At 69.2% G+C, this 14934-nt stretch carries 12 protein-coding genes; 5 read left to right on the top strand and 7 right to left on the bottom strand.

All coding sequences use genetic code 11. The annotated features are described in order from the left end of the window. The first annotated feature begins 43 nt into the window (after nucleotides 1-43). The gene (locus HCU76_RS13205; protein WP_218509553.1) at nucleotides 44-706 is read left to right on the top strand and encodes a helix-turn-helix transcriptional regulator; all 663 of its coding nucleotides are present in this window, start codon (nucleotides 44-46) and stop codon (nucleotides 704-706) included. A gap of 275 nt (nucleotides 707-981) precedes the next feature. Continuing rightward, complete coding sequence (locus HCU76_RS13200; protein ID WP_218509552.1) at nucleotides 982-1635, top strand: Crp/Fnr family transcriptional regulator; 654 nt, start codon at nucleotides 982-984, stop codon at nucleotides 1633-1635. A gap of 204 nt (nucleotides 1636-1839) precedes the next feature. On the opposite strand, the gene HCU76_RS13195 is transcribed toward HCU76_RS13200, so the two are convergent. Next, nucleotides 1840-2337 carry an META domain-containing protein gene (locus tag HCU76_RS13195; RefSeq protein ID WP_218509551.1) on the bottom strand — a complete coding sequence of 166 codons (498 nt, stop codon included), beginning with the start codon at nucleotides 2335-2337 and terminating at the stop codon, nucleotides 1840-1842. Between the two features lie 25 nt (nucleotides 2338-2362). Beyond that, nucleotides 2363-3283, bottom strand: coding sequence for a tetratricopeptide repeat protein (locus tag HCU76_RS13190; RefSeq protein WP_218509550.1), 921 nt, complete (start codon nucleotides 3281-3283; stop codon nucleotides 2363-2365). Nucleotides 3284-3316: 33 nt separating this feature from the next. On the opposite strand from HCU76_RS13190, the gene purE reads away from it, so the two are divergent. From purE to HCU76_RS13175, 3 genes are read left to right on the top strand one after another with little or no spacing between them, the layout of a single operon-like run. Beyond that, nucleotides 3317-3877 carry a 5-(carboxyamino)imidazole ribonucleotide mutase gene (purE, locus tag HCU76_RS13185; RefSeq protein ID WP_218509549.1) on the top strand — a complete coding sequence of 187 codons (561 nt, stop codon included), beginning with the start codon at nucleotides 3317-3319 and terminating at the stop codon, nucleotides 3875-3877. Beyond that, nucleotides 3874-5061: a 5-(carboxyamino)imidazole ribonucleotide synthase gene (locus HCU76_RS13180; protein ID WP_371319814.1), complete on the top strand. Its 1188-nt coding sequence runs from the start codon at nucleotides 3874-3876 to the stop codon at nucleotides 5059-5061. Before purE ends, HCU76_RS13180 begins: the two co-directional genes overlap by 4 nt. Nucleotides 5062-5074: 13 nt before the next feature. After that, nucleotides 5075-6079, top strand: a complete 1005-nt coding sequence (locus HCU76_RS13175) for an L-threonylcarbamoyladenylate synthase (RefSeq protein ID WP_218509548.1) — start codon at nucleotides 5075-5077, stop codon at nucleotides 6077-6079. A gap of 120 nt (nucleotides 6080-6199) precedes the next feature. Here HCU76_RS13175 and HCU76_RS13170 read toward each other — a convergent pair whose 3' ends face one another. From HCU76_RS13170 to HCU76_RS13150, 5 genes are all read right to left on the bottom strand, one after another. Continuing rightward, nucleotides 6200-7597 (bottom strand): S9 family peptidase, encoded by a 1398-nt coding sequence (locus HCU76_RS13170; protein ID WP_218509547.1) that lies wholly within the window; start codon nucleotides 7595-7597, stop codon nucleotides 6200-6202. A 110-nt stretch (nucleotides 7598-7707) separates the two neighbouring features. Continuing rightward, nucleotides 7708-9117, bottom strand: a complete 1410-nt coding sequence (gene dacB, locus HCU76_RS13165) for a D-alanyl-D-alanine carboxypeptidase/D-alanyl-D-alanine-endopeptidase (protein WP_218509546.1) — start codon at nucleotides 9115-9117, stop codon at nucleotides 7708-7710. 7 nt (nucleotides 9118-9124) lie between these two features. After that, nucleotides 9125-12355, bottom strand: coding sequence for an efflux RND transporter permease subunit (locus HCU76_RS13160; protein WP_218509545.1), 3231 nt, complete (start codon nucleotides 12353-12355; stop codon nucleotides 9125-9127). Beyond that, nucleotides 12352-13659 (bottom strand): efflux RND transporter periplasmic adaptor subunit, encoded by a 1308-nt coding sequence (locus HCU76_RS13155; protein ID WP_218509544.1) that lies wholly within the window; start codon nucleotides 13657-13659, stop codon nucleotides 12352-12354. Before HCU76_RS13155 ends, HCU76_RS13160 begins: the two co-directional genes overlap by 4 nt. Further along, nucleotides 13656-14897: a TolC family protein gene (locus tag HCU76_RS13150; protein ID WP_218509543.1), complete on the bottom strand. Its 1242-nt coding sequence runs from the start codon at nucleotides 14895-14897 to the stop codon at nucleotides 13656-13658. Before HCU76_RS13150 ends, HCU76_RS13155 begins: the two co-directional genes overlap by 4 nt. Between the last annotated feature and the right edge of the window lie 37 nt (nucleotides 14898-14934).

Genomic DNA, 14934 nt, shown 5'->3' with positions numbered 1-14934 from the left:
GAATCCGCAAACTCTTCTCATCCCAACGATTGAGGAGAGCGAAATGAATCTGGCAACCCAACCGCAGACCTGGACCTCTTACAGCGTCGCGAGCATGCCGCCGCCGGAAGCCTTGCATGCGGGCATGCTGGCCCGCGTGCTCGACGAAATCGACCACGGGCTGATGTTGGTGGACCTCACCGGGCGCATCCTGCACGCAAACCATCCGGCGCTGCGCGAACTCGCAGCGCAGCGCACCTTGCGCAATGTCGACGGCATGCTCAATGCTGCGCAGAACGGTTGGCAAACCCCGATCCGCCAGGCGTTGAAGGATGCGGAGCGCGGCTGCCGCAGCATCGTCGAACTGGAGCACGCGACCGAGCCACTGTCGCTCGCCTTCATTCCGCTGGGCCCGCGCGACACCGGCGCCGACGTCGACACCGTGCTCATCATGTGCAGCCGCTCGGCGGGCTGCGAAACCATCACCATGCAGATGTTCGCGCGCGCCAAGCAACTCACCCGCGCCGAGCAGAACGTGCTGGCCCAGCTCTGCGCCGGGCATGGCGCCGAGGAAATCGCGTGCCTTCAGGGCATCTGCCTGTCGACCGTGCGCACCCATATCAAGAACGTGCGGCAGAAGACCGGCAGCGGCAGCATCCGCGAGGTCGTGCACCGCGTCTCGCGCATGCCGCAGGTGGTATCGGCCCTGCGCATGCACGTGAACTGAGAAGGTGCGAATCTTTCTACTGCGGCCGCCGATCTCGGGTCTGCGGTGCTCACTGCACGTGAGTGCAGTTCCGCTCCTCAACCCGACCTCGGCGCCCTCGCTACGAAATCTTCACACCTTCTGAGCCCGCGGGGGACCAAGTCGAGATGGCAGGGCCATCTACTTGAGAGTCCACCCCGATGCGCCTGCGAAGCCATCGCAAGAGGGAAATCGACAAGCGGTCTGGCGAGCACGCAAGGAGCGGCTCGCCGAGGTCGTCCCTATATATTCGGTGGATGCCGCCGTCCGCCTCCGAATCGCATGCCGACTCGACTTCCATCCTGCCTTCCCACGTGCTCAAGCTGGCCGCCCTGGGCGTGCAGCGCCGCTACCGGACGCATGCGGTGCTGATCAACGAGGGCGATCGGGGCGATGCGATCTACGTCGTGCTCGCCGGTCGGTTGCGTGCCTTCGTTTCCGATTCGCGCGGACGCGAGGCCACGCTCAGTCACCATGGTCCGGGCGAGTACGTGGGAGAGATGTCGCTCGATGGCGGCCTGCGTTCAGCCAGCGTGCAGGCGGTGGAGCCGACGCTCTGCGCCGTGGTCACGCGCGAGACCGTGCTGCGCCACATCGCGGCCGAGCCGGAGTTCGCGATGGGCCTGATCCTGCGCCTGATCCGTCGCGCCCGCCTGGCCACCGAAAGCGCCCGCAGCATGGCGCTGCTCGACGTGTACACCCGCCTCAAGCTGCTGCTGGAGCAACGCGCGCAGGTACAAGCCGACGGCACGCTGGTGGTCGGCCGCCTCACGCACCAGACCATCGCCAGCGAGATCGGCTGCTCCCGCGAAATGGTGAGCCGCCTCCTGATGGACCTCAAGCGCGGCGACTACCTGCTCGATGAACGAAGCACCCTGACCATACTCAAGACGCTGCCCGCGCGCTGGTAGGGCTGTGCAAGCCTGAGGTGCTCAAACATTGTGAAAGCTGCGCCTCCTTCACAGTTCGGTGCGGCGAGCCAGGCAGAGTCCAACCTCATCGACTTCAGCAGTGACGGCAGCATGGACGCCTGGACCGCTCCGCCGGCGCCTTCCGGCAGCAGTGTCGCCGGCCAAGCCGGTGCGCGCTTCAACGACGGAGCCCGCCCTCCCACGTCAAGGCGGCGGTGCCGTCCGCAGGCCGAGGTCCAGCACCGCCAGAGGCATCGAGCGCCCATCGAGCAGCGTGAGTTGGCCGCCCTTGACGGTGTAGCCGGCGGTCGCTTCGAGCGCGGCCAGGAAGCGTCCTTCCAGCCTGGATCGGTCGGCGTCGATGCAGGCCTTGCGGGTCGAGGCGAGCGGCCCGATGCGCAGCGCATTGCCGCTGCGCCTGTAGCCGCCCGAGAGGTTGTTGCAGCCGCCGCTGCCGCTCACCCGCTGCGTGCCGGCGTCGAACTGGATGGTCGGATCGATCTTCGGATCGGCGCCGAACATCACCTGCTGGCCATCGAGTTGTGTCAGCCGCCAAGGCGTGCCTTCGAGCGGCTCGTCGAGGCTCACGCTGGAGCAAGCCGAGAGCGCGGCCAATGCGATTCCGGCGCAGGCGAGGCGCGCCGCGCTGCGTAGCCGGGAGGCGGCCGAAGGGGCCGGAGCCTGCGATGGGATTGAGGCCATGTTGCGTGCGCCGTCCAGGGGCGAATCAGCTCAGGACGACGCTGCTCAGGCGGCGCCGGTACGTCGACACGGTCGGGTCGGCGGGCGGTATCTGGCCGTCGGCGACCTTGACCTTGGGCGGCTCGATGATTTCGAGGATGGCCACGTAGGTCTTGCGCGCCAGCTCCTCGCTCCAGCCCTTGTCGCGCATGAGAATCTCCAGCAGTTCGTCCATCGCGTCGGTCCATTGCTGCGCGGCCATCAGCAGGCGGGCGCGATCGAAGCGGGCCGGGAAATCGCGCTTGGCGGCAGCGATCTTCGCGTCAATGTCGGCCAGCGCGGGCGCGGCGCCGGTCGGCGGGTTGGCGAAATCGATGGCGTCCATCCAGCGCTGCAGCGCATCGAATCGGCGCACCACCGGGGCCTTGCTGATGACTGGCGCAAAAGCCACCTTCGCGTCGTCATCGCGGCCCTGCTGCAGCAGCAGCTTGATGTAGTCGAAGCGCGTGTCGTCGTTGGACGGGTCGGTGGCCACCGCATGCTGCAGCTTTTCGAGCGCGCCTTCGGTGTCGCCTTCGGCCAGCGCGTCCTGCGCGGCTTCTTCCTGCGCGGCGGCTTCGAGTTCCTCGGCGGCGGGCACGTGCTTGTCGAGGAAGGTGCGGATGTCCGCGGCGGGAATGGCGCCGACGAAGCCGTCCACCGGCTGGCCGCCCTTGAACATCACGCAGAACGGGATGCTGCGCACGCCGAACATCTGGCTGAGCTGCTGCGAGATCTGCGGCACCTTGTCGGCGTCGAGCTTGGCCAGCATGAAGCGGCCGGCGTATTCGACCTCGAGTTGTTCGAGCACGGGCCCGAGCTGCTTGCAAGGGCCGCACCATTCGGCCCAGATGTCCAGCAGCACGGGTACGGCCATCGAGCCATCGATGAGCTCGGTCTGAAAGTTGTCCAGGGTGATGTCGATCATCGGGAAAGGTGGGTCAAACGTAAAATTGCAACCATGAACCAAGCAATCCAGGTCGGTGTGGTGATGGGCTCGAACTCCGACTGGGAGACGATGCGCCACGCCGTCGAGATTCTCCAGCAATTCGGCATTGCGCACGAAGCGCAAGTGGTCTCTGCCCATCGCATGCCCGACCAGCTCTTCGCCTACGCCGAGAACGCCGCCCCGCGCGGCCTCGCCGCCATCATCGCAGGCGCGGGCGGAGCGGCCCACCTGCCGGGCATGCTCGCGTCCAAGACGACGGTGCCGGTGCTCGGCGTGCCGGTCGCCAGCCGGCACCTGCAGGGTGTCGATTCGCTCTACAGCATCGTGCAGATGCCCAAGGGCGTGCCGGTCGCCACCTTCGCCATCGGCAATGCGGGCGCGGCCAACGCGGCGCTGTTCGCGGTGGCCATGCTGGCCGTGAACAACCCGCGCCTGCGGACCCAGCTCGACACCTTCCGCGCAGCGCAGACGGCCGCGGCGCAAGCCATGACCTTGCCGCCGCCGGGCGCGGATGCCGCGTCGCCCGGCGCCGCAGCCCCGCTCTTCTCGCCGCAAGGCGGGGGCGCGCTGTGAGCGTGGCGCGCGAGAACGGCGCACCCATTCTTCCCGGCGCCACGCTCGGCGTGATGGGCGGCGGGCAGCTCGGCCGCATGTTCGTGCACGAGGCGCAGCGGATGGGCTACGCCACGGCGGTGCTGGACCCGGACCCGGACAGCCCGGCTGGGCAAGTCAGCCACCACCACGTCTCTTCCGGCTATGCGGATGTCGACGGCCTGGCGCGGTTGGCCGGCCTGGCGGACGCCATCACCACCGAATTCGAGAACGTGCCCGCGCCTTCGCTGCAGCACCTCGCCGTGGCGCGGCCCGTTTCCCCGGCCGCGGCGTCCGTGGCGATTGCGCAGGACCGCATCCGCGAGAAGTCGCACTTTATCCGCTGCGGCGTGAGCTGTGCGCCGCATGCGGTGCTTCAGGACCAGGCCGACCTGGCCACCGTCGGCGACGAACTGCTGCCCGGCATCCTGAAGACCGCGCGCCTCGGCTACGACGGCAAGGGCCAGCAGCGTGTGCGCACGCGCGACGAGTTGGCCGCGGCATGGCAGGCCGCTGGCGGCGTCGCCTGCGTGCTCGAAAAGATGCTGCCGCTGGACTTCGAATGCTCGGTGATCGTGGCGCGCGGCCGCGATGGCCTGATGGTGCACCTGCCGCCGCAGCGCAACCTGCACCGCGACGGCATCCTCGCGGTGACCGAGGTCCATGAATACAGCATGCCCGCCGACGTGGCGCAGCAGGCCACGGCCGCGGCCCGCTCGATCGCGGAGGGCCTCGAATACGTCGGCGTGCTGTGCGTCGAGTTCTTCGTGCTGATGGACGGCACCCTGGTCGTCAACGAAATGGCACCGCGGCCCCACAACAGCGGCCACTGGAGCATGGACGCGAGCGACATCTCGCAGTTCGAGCTGCAGGTACGCACGCTGGCCGGCCTGCCGCTCACGCAGCCGCGCCAGCACAGCCCGGCGATCATGCTGAACCTGCTGGGCGACCTGTGGTTCCCCGACAGCGACACGCCCCGCGAGCCACCGTGGGCCGACGTGCTCGCGCTCCCGGGCGTGCACCTGCATCTCTACGGCAAGGCGGAAGCGCGACGTGGCCGCAAGATGGGCCACCTCAACGTGACCGGCGCCGACATCGATGCGGTGCGCGGGACGGCCGATTTCGTGGCGGCCTTGCTGGGCTTGCCGATACCGCTGTCGGAATGAGCGCGCGTATTCCATGATCCTCGACGGCCACTCGCCAGATTCCATCCACCAGGCCGCGGCGCGGTTGCGCGCCGGTGGGCTGGTTGCCTTTCCCACCGAGACGGTCTACGGCCTGGGGGCGGATGCCGCCAGCGACACGGCGGTGGCAGGCATCTTTGCGGCCAAGGGGCGCCCGAGCGACCACCCGTTGATCGTGCATGTGGCTGCCGGCGCCGCCGGCGCGGAGGCGGTGGCGCGTTTCGCGCAGCCGCTGCCGCCGTTCGCCGAATTGCTGGAGAAGGCGTTCTGGCCCGGTCCGCTGACCTTGATCGTTTCGCGCCAGCCTGGCGTGGGCGCGGCCGCGGCCGGCGGGCAGGACACCATCGGCCTGCGCTGCCCGGCGCATCCGGTGGCACAGGCGCTGCTGGTGGCCTGCCTGGCGCAGGACGTTCCCGGCCTGGCCGGGCCGAGCGCCAACCGCTTCGGCCGCGTGAGCCCGACCACAGCGGCGCATGTGCACGATGAGTTCGGCGACGGCCTCATGGTCATCGACGGCGGCCCATGCCATGTCGGCATCGAGTCGACCATCATCGATTGCAGCCGCGGTGCGCCGGTGTTGCTGCGGCCCGGCGGCATCACGCGCGCGCAGATCGAGGCCGCCTGCGGCGAGCGGGTGCGCGATCCCGCCGAACTGGCCCAGCCCGACCCGCGCGCCTCCGGCACGCTGGAAGCGCACTACGCGCCCCATGCCAAGGTGCGCCTGATGGACGCGCGCGCGTTGCAGACCGGGCTCGATGTGCTCGGGGCCGAGGCAGCGCATATCGCGGTGTGGTCGCGCAGCCTGGTCAAGAGCCGCTCGCAGCGCGTGCTGCAGCGGCGCATGCCGGATGACGCGGTGGCGGCGGCGCAGCAACTCTTTGCAGTGCTGCGCGAATTCGATGCGGGCGGAGCCCGCCTGATCTGGATCGAGACGCCGCCCGATGCGCCCGAGTGGGAAGGCGTGCGCGACCGGCTTCGGCGCGCCGCGGCGGCGGATTGACGACTCCGTAGTTCGAACGCCGCCGTTCGCTTCCTGCACGGTTTCGGGCGTCAAGGCGGCCGGCCGCGCGGCGCCGCCATACGCAGCCCCGGCGGCCTGCCAAGCCTTCCAGCCCCGCCGCTACTTCAGCGTGTTGAACAACGTGCGCGCGGCGAGGAGGCAGAACGGCGGCTCGTAGGTGCCGTGGTACTTGCCGTAGTAGGCGGCGAAGTCGGGCGATGCCGGGTCGGTCGGCGCTGCGCCGCCCGGCCCGTAGGCGGCCTGGATCTGGGAGTCCACGTCCAGGCTGGTCACCGTCGTCACGCCGCGCGCCTGGAAGTCCGCCATCAGCGGGACCATGTGCGCCGCCGGCGGCACGGTCGGGTCGCCGGCGCCGCCGCACAGCAGGGTGCTGGCCTTGGGGCTCCAGCCAAGCAGGTCGTTCTTCTTCGCGGCCAGGTACAGCGTGCTGGTCTTGTCTGTCTGTACCCTGGACATGAAAGCCGGCTGGAACAGCGCATCGCGCGCCTGGGCCGGCGTCTCCCCGTTGGCGCCGGGCACGGCGCCGCTGGTCACGAGCGTCGTGTAGCTGAGGGTCGGGCTGGGGAGCAGGTCGGCGATGCTGCCGAACTTCGTGTCGTAGGCGGCGCTGGTGTAGGCGTCCTGGTAGACCACGCTGGTGTTCGCGTACACGTCACCGTAGACCTTCTGGTACGAATTGACGAGGAATGGCACGAAGATCTGGTAGCCGGCGATGGCGTCGGTGGACCTGAGCGTGTTCGACAGGTAGTAGGGGCCGGCCAGGTGGGCGGCCGCCACGACGTTGAACTCGGCGGCGTTGTCGCGTTCGGCGGCCCGGTGCGCGGACATCGACGAGTGGCCGCCCTGCGAGTAGCCGGTGAACATCACCTTGCCCGACAGCAGCGCTCCCTGGCTGGTCGCCGCCAGGCGCGCGGCGCGCAGGGAGTCCACAACCGCGCTGGCTTCCGAGTCGGCATGCAGGTAAGGGTGGAATGCGTAGGTCGACCTGGCATAGCCGAGGTAGTCGGTGGCCACCACCGCGTAGCCCTGCGCCGCGAACATGGCCAGGAGCAATTGCGTCTCACCGTCCTGCGGATTGGCCATGGTGCGCGATTTCGACACTTCGGTGCCCCGGGCATAGGCCAGCAGCGGCGCGGCGGTGCTGGCGCAAGCCCCGGCCGGCAACAGCAGCACGCCCGATGCATTGGCCGGCTCGCCCTTGACGCCGATGGTGTTGTAGTGGATCGGCACGAGCTTGACGTCGCACTTGGCCTTGCCGCTGAGGGCCTGCAAGCCGCTGGCACTGGTGGCGCCGTTGATCTGGGCGGCGGTGAACGTGGTCGCCACCATGGCGGGTTCACGCAGGGAGCCTGGCGCGGGAGTCTCGGGGGTGGTTGCCGCCGGCGCGGTGGCGGTGGGCGCGACGATCGGCAGGAACGCGTTGCCGCCGCCTCCCCCGCCGCATGCCGTCAAGACGGCGGCCGCAGCCGCCACGCTCCACATCTGGAAGTGTTTCATTTGTTTCCCTGAATGTTGTTTTGAACGAAGGCGCTGGCCATCCTAGCCCATCACCTACGCCAAAAGAACTACCCGAGGAGATTGAAACGGGGGGCCGCTTCGAAAGCGGTTCAGTCTTGCGTGGCCCAGTCCACCAGCGCATCGAAGGCCGGGCGCGCGGCGGCGGCATTGGCATGGTTGGCGATGGCCACCAGCACGTAGCGGCGGCCGCTTTCGCCATCGACATAGCCTGCCACCCCGGCCACGTCGCGCAGCGACCCGGTCTTGAGGTGCGCGGTGCCGCCGGAGCGCAGGGTGCGCTGCTTCAACGTGCCGTCCACGCCACTGGCGGGCAGTGAGGACATCAGCTCGGGCATCACCGGCGAGCGCCATGCATGCTGCAGCATCCTGGCCAGCGCCGCCGCGGTGATGCGCTCCTCGCGCGACAGGCCGGAGCCGTTGTCGAGCATCGGCTGGCCTTCGCCGGTGCCGATGCGGTCGTTCCACCACTGGCGCACGGCGGTGCGCGCGCCGTCGAGCGTGCCGCGGTTCTTCTGCTGCAGCCCGAGGGTGAGGAACAACTGCTGCGCCATCACGTTGTTGCTGTACTTGTTGATGTCGCGGATCACCTCGGCCAGCGGGGGCGAGACAGCCTCGAAAGCCGGCTTGAGCCCGGCCGGCACGCGGCCTTCGCGCACCTGGCCCTTGAGCTGGTTGCCCATGTCGTTCCACATGCCGCCGACCGCGCGCACCGCATAGCTGCGTGGATCGGCATAGGCGACGGCCCAGGTCTTCTCGCCGCAGGCCGCCGCAAAACTGCCGCCGAAGCGGATGCGCGTCGGGTCGCTGAAATCGGCGCGAAGACTGGTGCGGTAGTCGCCGCATCCTTCGTTCGACAGGGGCACCGTCGACTGCATCGCGACGCCCGCGAGCGAGGGCTCGAAGTTGACCTGCGCGACCTGGGCCTGCCGGTCGGGCACGAAGGTCATCACCACCGACTTGAAGTTGATCAGCAGCGCGTCCGGCGATGCGTTGTAGGGCCGCAGCGGCTCGCCGTCGAAGGCGGCGGGGTCGGGCTCGCTCTGGTTCTCGAAGGCGCTGCGGTCGATCACGATGTCGCCGGTCACGCTATGAATACCGAGTCCCTGCACGCGGCGCATCAGCAGCCAGAGCCGCTCGACCACCAGCTTCGGATCGCCTTGCCCCTTGATGTAGAGGTTGCCGTTGAGAACGCCGTTGCTCACCGGGCCGTCGATGTACACGGGCGTGGTCCAGGTGTAGGCGGGGCCGAGCAGGTCGAGCCCGGCATAGGTGGTGACCAGCTTCATGACCGATGCGGGGTTCACCGGCGCTTGCGAACGCCAGGCGAGCCGGGGCGGCTTGCCGCCTTCGGCATCGATCACCAGCATCGTCACGGCATCGCGCGGCACCTTGGCGCGCGCCAGCGCCGCGTCGACTTCAGGCGGCAGGCTTTGCTGGGCGGCGGCGCCGATGCTGAACAGCGCGGCAACGGCAAGGGAAACGAGGGGGGCGAATCGCATCGATGGATTATCCCGGCCGGGCGGTGCCGGCAACTGCATCCGCAGCGGGATCGCCATCGGCATCGGCATCGGGACGTGTATTGGCACGGGCATCGACGCCCGGCTCCGTCCCCGCCCCGGAAATGCCCCGCCGACGTAGCAAATACCATGCGGCCGGCATCACCAGCATGCTTAGCAGCGGCGCGCTCAGCATGCCGCCGACCATGGGCGCGGCGATGCGGGTCATCACCTCCGATCCGGTGCCGCTGCCCCACAGGATGGGCAGCAGGCCGGCCATCACGACGGCCACGGTCATGGCCTTGGGCCGCACGCGCAGCACGGCGCCTTCGCGGATGGCGGCGAGCAGGGTCTGCTCAGTCAGGGACTCGCCGGCCGCAAGGCGCCGCGCCAGCGCGTTCTGCAGGTAGACCAGCATGACCACGCCGAACTCGGCCGCCACGCCGGCCAGCGCGATGAAGCCCACGGCAGTAGCCACCGACACGGCATGCCCGAGCGCCCACACCAGCCACAGGCCGCCGATGAGGGAGAACGGCACGGCGGCCATCACCAGCACCGCATCGCCGAACGACCTGAACAGCAGGTACAGCAACAGGAAGATCACAGCCAGGGTCGCCGGCACCGCCAGCTTCAGTCGCTCGGTCGCACGCTCCAGGTATTCGAACTGGCCGGACCAGGACACCGCATAGCCCGCCGGCAGCTTCACCGACTTGGCGACGGCCGCCTGCATGTCGTTCACGGCGGAGCGCAGGTCGCGGTCGCGCACATCGACATACACCCAGCCGGACAGCCGCGCGTTCTCGCTGCGCAGCATGGGCGGGCCGTCCTCGATGCGGATCCTGGCCACATCCTGCAGCAGCAGTTGCGCGCCCTTGTCGGTGACGAAGGGCAAGGTGCGCAGGCGTTCCAGCGAGTCGCGGATCTCGCGCGGATAGCGCACGTTGATGGGGTAGCGTTCGCGCCCCTGGATCACCTCGCCGACGTTGTCTCCGCCGATCGCGGTGGACACCACGGCCTGCACGTCGGCCACCGACAGTCCGTAGCGTGCCGCGGCCGCGCGGTCGACGTCGACATCGACGTAGCGCCCGCCGGTGAGGCGCTCGGCCAGCGCGGACGACACGCCGGGCACGTTCTTCACCGCCGCTTCGATCTGCGCGGTGAGCGCATCGATGGTGGCCAGATCCGCGCCCGCGACCTTGATGCCGACGGGACTCTTGATGCCGGTGGCCAGCATGTCGATGCGGTTGCGGATCGGCGGCACCCAGACGCTGGACAAGCCCGGCACCCGCACGGTGCGGTCCAGTTCCGCGACCAGCTTGTCGGCCGTCATGCCGGCGCGCCACTGGTCGCGCGGCTTGAACTGGATGGTGGTCTCGAACATCTCCAGCGGCGCCGGGTCGGTGGCGGTGTCGGCGCGGCCGGCCTTGCCGAAGACGCGTGCCACTTCCGGCACGGTCTTGATCAGGCGGTCGGTCTGCTGCAGCAGTTCAGCGGCCTTCGACACCGACAGGCCGGGCTGGGCGGACGGCATGTACAGCAGGTCGCCCTCGTCGAGCGGCGGCATGAATTCGCCGCCCAGCCGCAGCAGCGGCACGATGGTCAAGGCCAGCAGGATCGCGGGGACGGCCAGCGTGGCCTTCGGAAAGCGCAGCACCGCTTCGAGCGCGGGCCGGTAGATCGCCATCAGGAACCGGTTCACCGGATTGACCGCCTCATGCGGTATGCGGCCGCGCACCAGATAGCCCATCAGCACCGGGATCAAGGTCACCGACAAACCGGCCGCAGCCGCCATCGCATACGTCTTGGTGAACGCCAGCGGCGAGAAGAGGCGCCCCTCCTGCGCCTCCAGCGAGAACACCGGCACGAAGCTCAGCGTGATCACCAGCAGCGAGAAGAACAGGGCAGGCCCGACCTCCACCGAGGCATCGGCGACCAGGCGCCAGCGTTCAGGCGAGTCCGGCCGTCGCCCCTCTCGGGTCTCGAAGGCCTCGATGTGCCTGTGCAGGTTCTCCACCATCACGATGGCGCCGTCGACCATCGCGCCGATGGCGATCGCGATGCCACCCAGCGACATGATGTTGGCGTTGACACCCTGCCAGTGCATGACGATGAACGCGGCCAACACGCCGACCGGCAATGCCACCACGGCCACCAGGGCGGAGCGCAGGTGGAACAGGAACACCGCGCACACCAGCGCGACCACGATGAATTCCTCGACCAGCTTGTCGCGCAGGTTGTCGACGGCGCGATCGATGAGCAGCGAGCGGTCGTAGACCGGCACGATCTCGACGCCCGCCGGCAGGCCCGGCTTCAGCGATTCCAGCCGGGCCTTGACCGCCGCGATGGTCGTGCGGGCGTTCTTGCCGGAGCGCATGACCACCACGCCGCCCGCGACTTCGCCCTGCCCGTCCAGCTCGGCGATGCCGCGGCGCATCTCGGGCCCGATCTGCACGGTGGCCACGTCGCGCAGCAGCACCGGCGTGGCGCCGGACAGCGCCAGCGGAATGGTCCTGAAGTCATCGAGCGACTGAAGGTAGCCGCGCGAACGCACCATGTATTCGGCCTCGGCCATCTCGACCACCGACCCGCCGCTGGCCTGGTTGGCCTTCTGCAGCGCATCGACCACCACCGCCTGCGTGATGCCGAGCGAGCGCATGCGGTCGGGGTCCAGCACCACCTGGTACTGCCGCACCATGCCGCCGATGCTGGCGACCTCGGCCACGTCGGGTACGGTCTTCAGTTCGAACCTGAGGAACCAGTCGTTCAGTGCGCGCAGTTGCCCGAGGTCGTGGGCGCCAGTGCGATCGACCAGCGCGTACTCGTAGATCCAGCCCACGCCCGTCGCGTCGGGCCCCAGCGTGGCCCTGGCGCCGGCGGGCAACCGGGCCTGCACCTGGTCGAGGTACTCGACGACCCGCGACCTGGCCCAGTACGGATCGGTCTTGTCGTCGAACAGCACATAGACGAAGGAGTCGCCGAAGAACGAGTAGCCGCGCACCGTCTTCGCGCCTGGCACGCCGAGCATGGTGGTGGTCATCGGATAGGTGACCAGGTCCTCGACCACCTGCGGCGCCTTGCCGGGCCAGGGCGTGCGGATGATGACCTGCGTGTCCGACAGGTCCGGCAGGGCGTCGAGCGGCGTGCGCAAGACCGACCAGAGCCCGGCCGCGACGAGCAGCAGCGTCGCCATCAGCACCAGCAGCCGGTTGCCGATGGCCCAGCGGATCAGCGACGCAATCATGGCTTTTGCGGGGCCATGTTGCCGAGCACGGTACGCAACCGCGCTTCCGAGTCGATGAGGAACTGGCCGCTCGCCACGACCTGCTCGCCCTCGGCCAGCCCCTGGACGATCTCGATGTCATCGCCGAGGTCCGCGCCGAGGGTCACGTCGCGCGGCTCGAATGCGCCCGTGTCCCTGCGCACGATCACGACCGCGCGCCGGCCGGTGCGGATGACGGCCTCCGACGTGACGACCAGGCGCGTGGTCGTCGGCCCGGCCACCTGCAGCCGCAACAGCATGCCCGGCACGAGCCTGCGTTGCGCGTTGTCGACCGTGAAGCGCGCCTTCAGGGTGCGCGTGGCGGCATCGATCTGCGGCAGGATCTCGGTCAACTCGCCGTCGAAGGACTGCGTGGCATCGGACTGCAAGACCGCCCTGGCCTTTTGCCCGACGCGGATGCGCATCGCCTGCGCTTCGGGAATCTCGGCAACGGCCCAGACCTTGTCGAGGCCGCCGATGCGGAACAGCGTCGTGCCGGGCGTGACGGCCACGCCTTCGCGCACCCCCAGTTCGGTGACGACGCCGCTGGAAGGCGCGGTCAAGGTGAAACGGGCTTGCGCGGTGCCGGCCTTCTCGCTCTGGCGGATGAGGTCCGCGGGAATGGACATCGCCCGCATGCGCTCGCGCGCCGCCGCGATGAAATCCTGTGAAACACCCGAGCGCTGCAAGGCCAGCCACTCGTTCTGAGGCGCCAGCCATTCCGGCGCGAAGACCGTTGCCAGCGGCTGGCCCTTGCGAACCTGTTCCATCGGCGCGCGCACCGCGAGATGCTCGACATAGCCGGCGACACGGGTCTGCACCGCCACGCCGAGCCGTTCGTCGAACTGCACCGAGCCGATGGCGTCGATCGATGTACTCGACTCGATACGTCGCACCGTGGCATGGCGGATGCCGAGGTTCTGCTGCACGGCGGGGTCGATCTTCGTGCCGCTTGTGCTGTCGGCGTCGGCATACACCGGGACGAGCTGCATGTCCATGAAGGGCGACTTTCCGGGCTTGTCGAAGCGCGTGCCGGGGACCATGGGGTCGTGCCAGTAGAGGATCTTTCTTTCGGGCGTGCTACCGGCAGTTTGTGCGGCCGTGTTTGCACCCGTGTCCCCTGCCGCGCTTCCGGTCGCGTTTCCGGTCGCGTCTGCTGCGATGGCCGGCGCGTGCGCAGCGTGCTCGCCGGACGCGTGGCCGAGTGTGCGACCCGCATGAAAGGCGCCGCCCGCGACCAGCAGGGCAGCGAGCAGCGACAACGCTGCGAGATGTGTGCGTTTCATGGTGCCACCTCGTCAGCGAAGGCGATGGGACGGAAGGCCAGTTGGGCCAGCGTCCTGGCCAGGTCGCGCTGCAGCGCCAGCAGCTTGCGTTGCGCCTCGACTTCCGCATGGCGCGACTCGAACAGCGTCGCCAATGTCGCCTGGTTGGAGCGGTAGGCGGCCATCGCGGCAGAGCTTCTTTGCGCGGCGGTCGCGAGCACGCTGGCGCGGTAGCGTTCGATGCGTTCCCGCAGTCGGCGGGCGTCGCTCTGGAGCGTCTGGTATTGCGTCGCGGCCACGCGCGTGGCTTCGGCCAGGTCGGCTTCGGCCTTGTCGGCCAAGGCCAGCCGCGCCGCGGTGTCGCGGTCCTGCCGCGCGTCGAGCGCCACCGGGATCGGGATGCTCACGCCGAAGGTCACCAGGTCCGCGTAGCCGGTGCGCTGGCCATAGCCGACCTCCCATGTCCAGTTCGGCGAACGGTTGCTGGCTGCCACGGCTGCGGCGCGCTTCGCCACTTCCAGGTCGCGCTGCAACGCGGCGACCGTCGGATGGCCGGCCACGTACGCGTCTTCGCCGGGGACCGGCACTTCGGCCAGGGGCGCGAGCGCGTCGGGCATCACGCCGACCCAGCGCTGCAGTGCGAGCCGGGCGGCGTCCTGCTGCTGCAGCGCGTCGCTGGACTCGTCCTCGGCCGTGCCCCTGGCGACGCCGAGTGCAAGCACTTCCTGGCTGCCCACCGCCGCGGCAGCGAGCCGGGCGCGCGCGGCCTCGAACTCCTCCCGCGCATGGTGTTCCATCGCGGTCGCGAGCTTCGAGCTCTCGGCGGCGTAGAAGGCATCGACATACGCGAGCGTCGTCTGCAGGCGAATGTCGGCGATGGCCGCGCGCGCCTGCACGGTCTCGCGCTCGACCGTGGCGTCGGCTGCAGCCTGGCGTGCGTTGCGCTTGTCCGTCGACAGCCACTCCTGGCTGATGCCGACCCGCTTCATCGTCATCGGCTCGCGCGTGGTGCTGAAGCGGTCAGGCCCGGTGACGGGCAGGTTGTCGATGCCGACGCGCAGCGTCGGGTCGGGCAACTGGCCGGCGGCGCGTGCGCTCTCGGTCGCACCCAGGATGCCGGCACGCGATGCGCGCGCGGCTTCGGAGCGCTGGACCGCAAGCTGCAGCGCCGCCTCCAGGGTAAGGGTTGCTGCAGCACTGGCAAGGCAGGGCAGCAGCGCCACGGCCAGCAAGGCCGAACGTATCAAGGGAAAGGACATGGGATCTCCGCAATCGAACGAGGCGATGGCTGGCAAG

Source organism: Variovorax sp. dw_308, assembly GCF_019207085.1.
GTDB lineage: Bacteria > Pseudomonadota > Gammaproteobacteria > Burkholderiales > Burkholderiaceae_C > Variovorax.
Note: the sequence above shows the minus strand (reverse complement) of the source record. Positions and strands in the feature narration are given on the sequence as shown.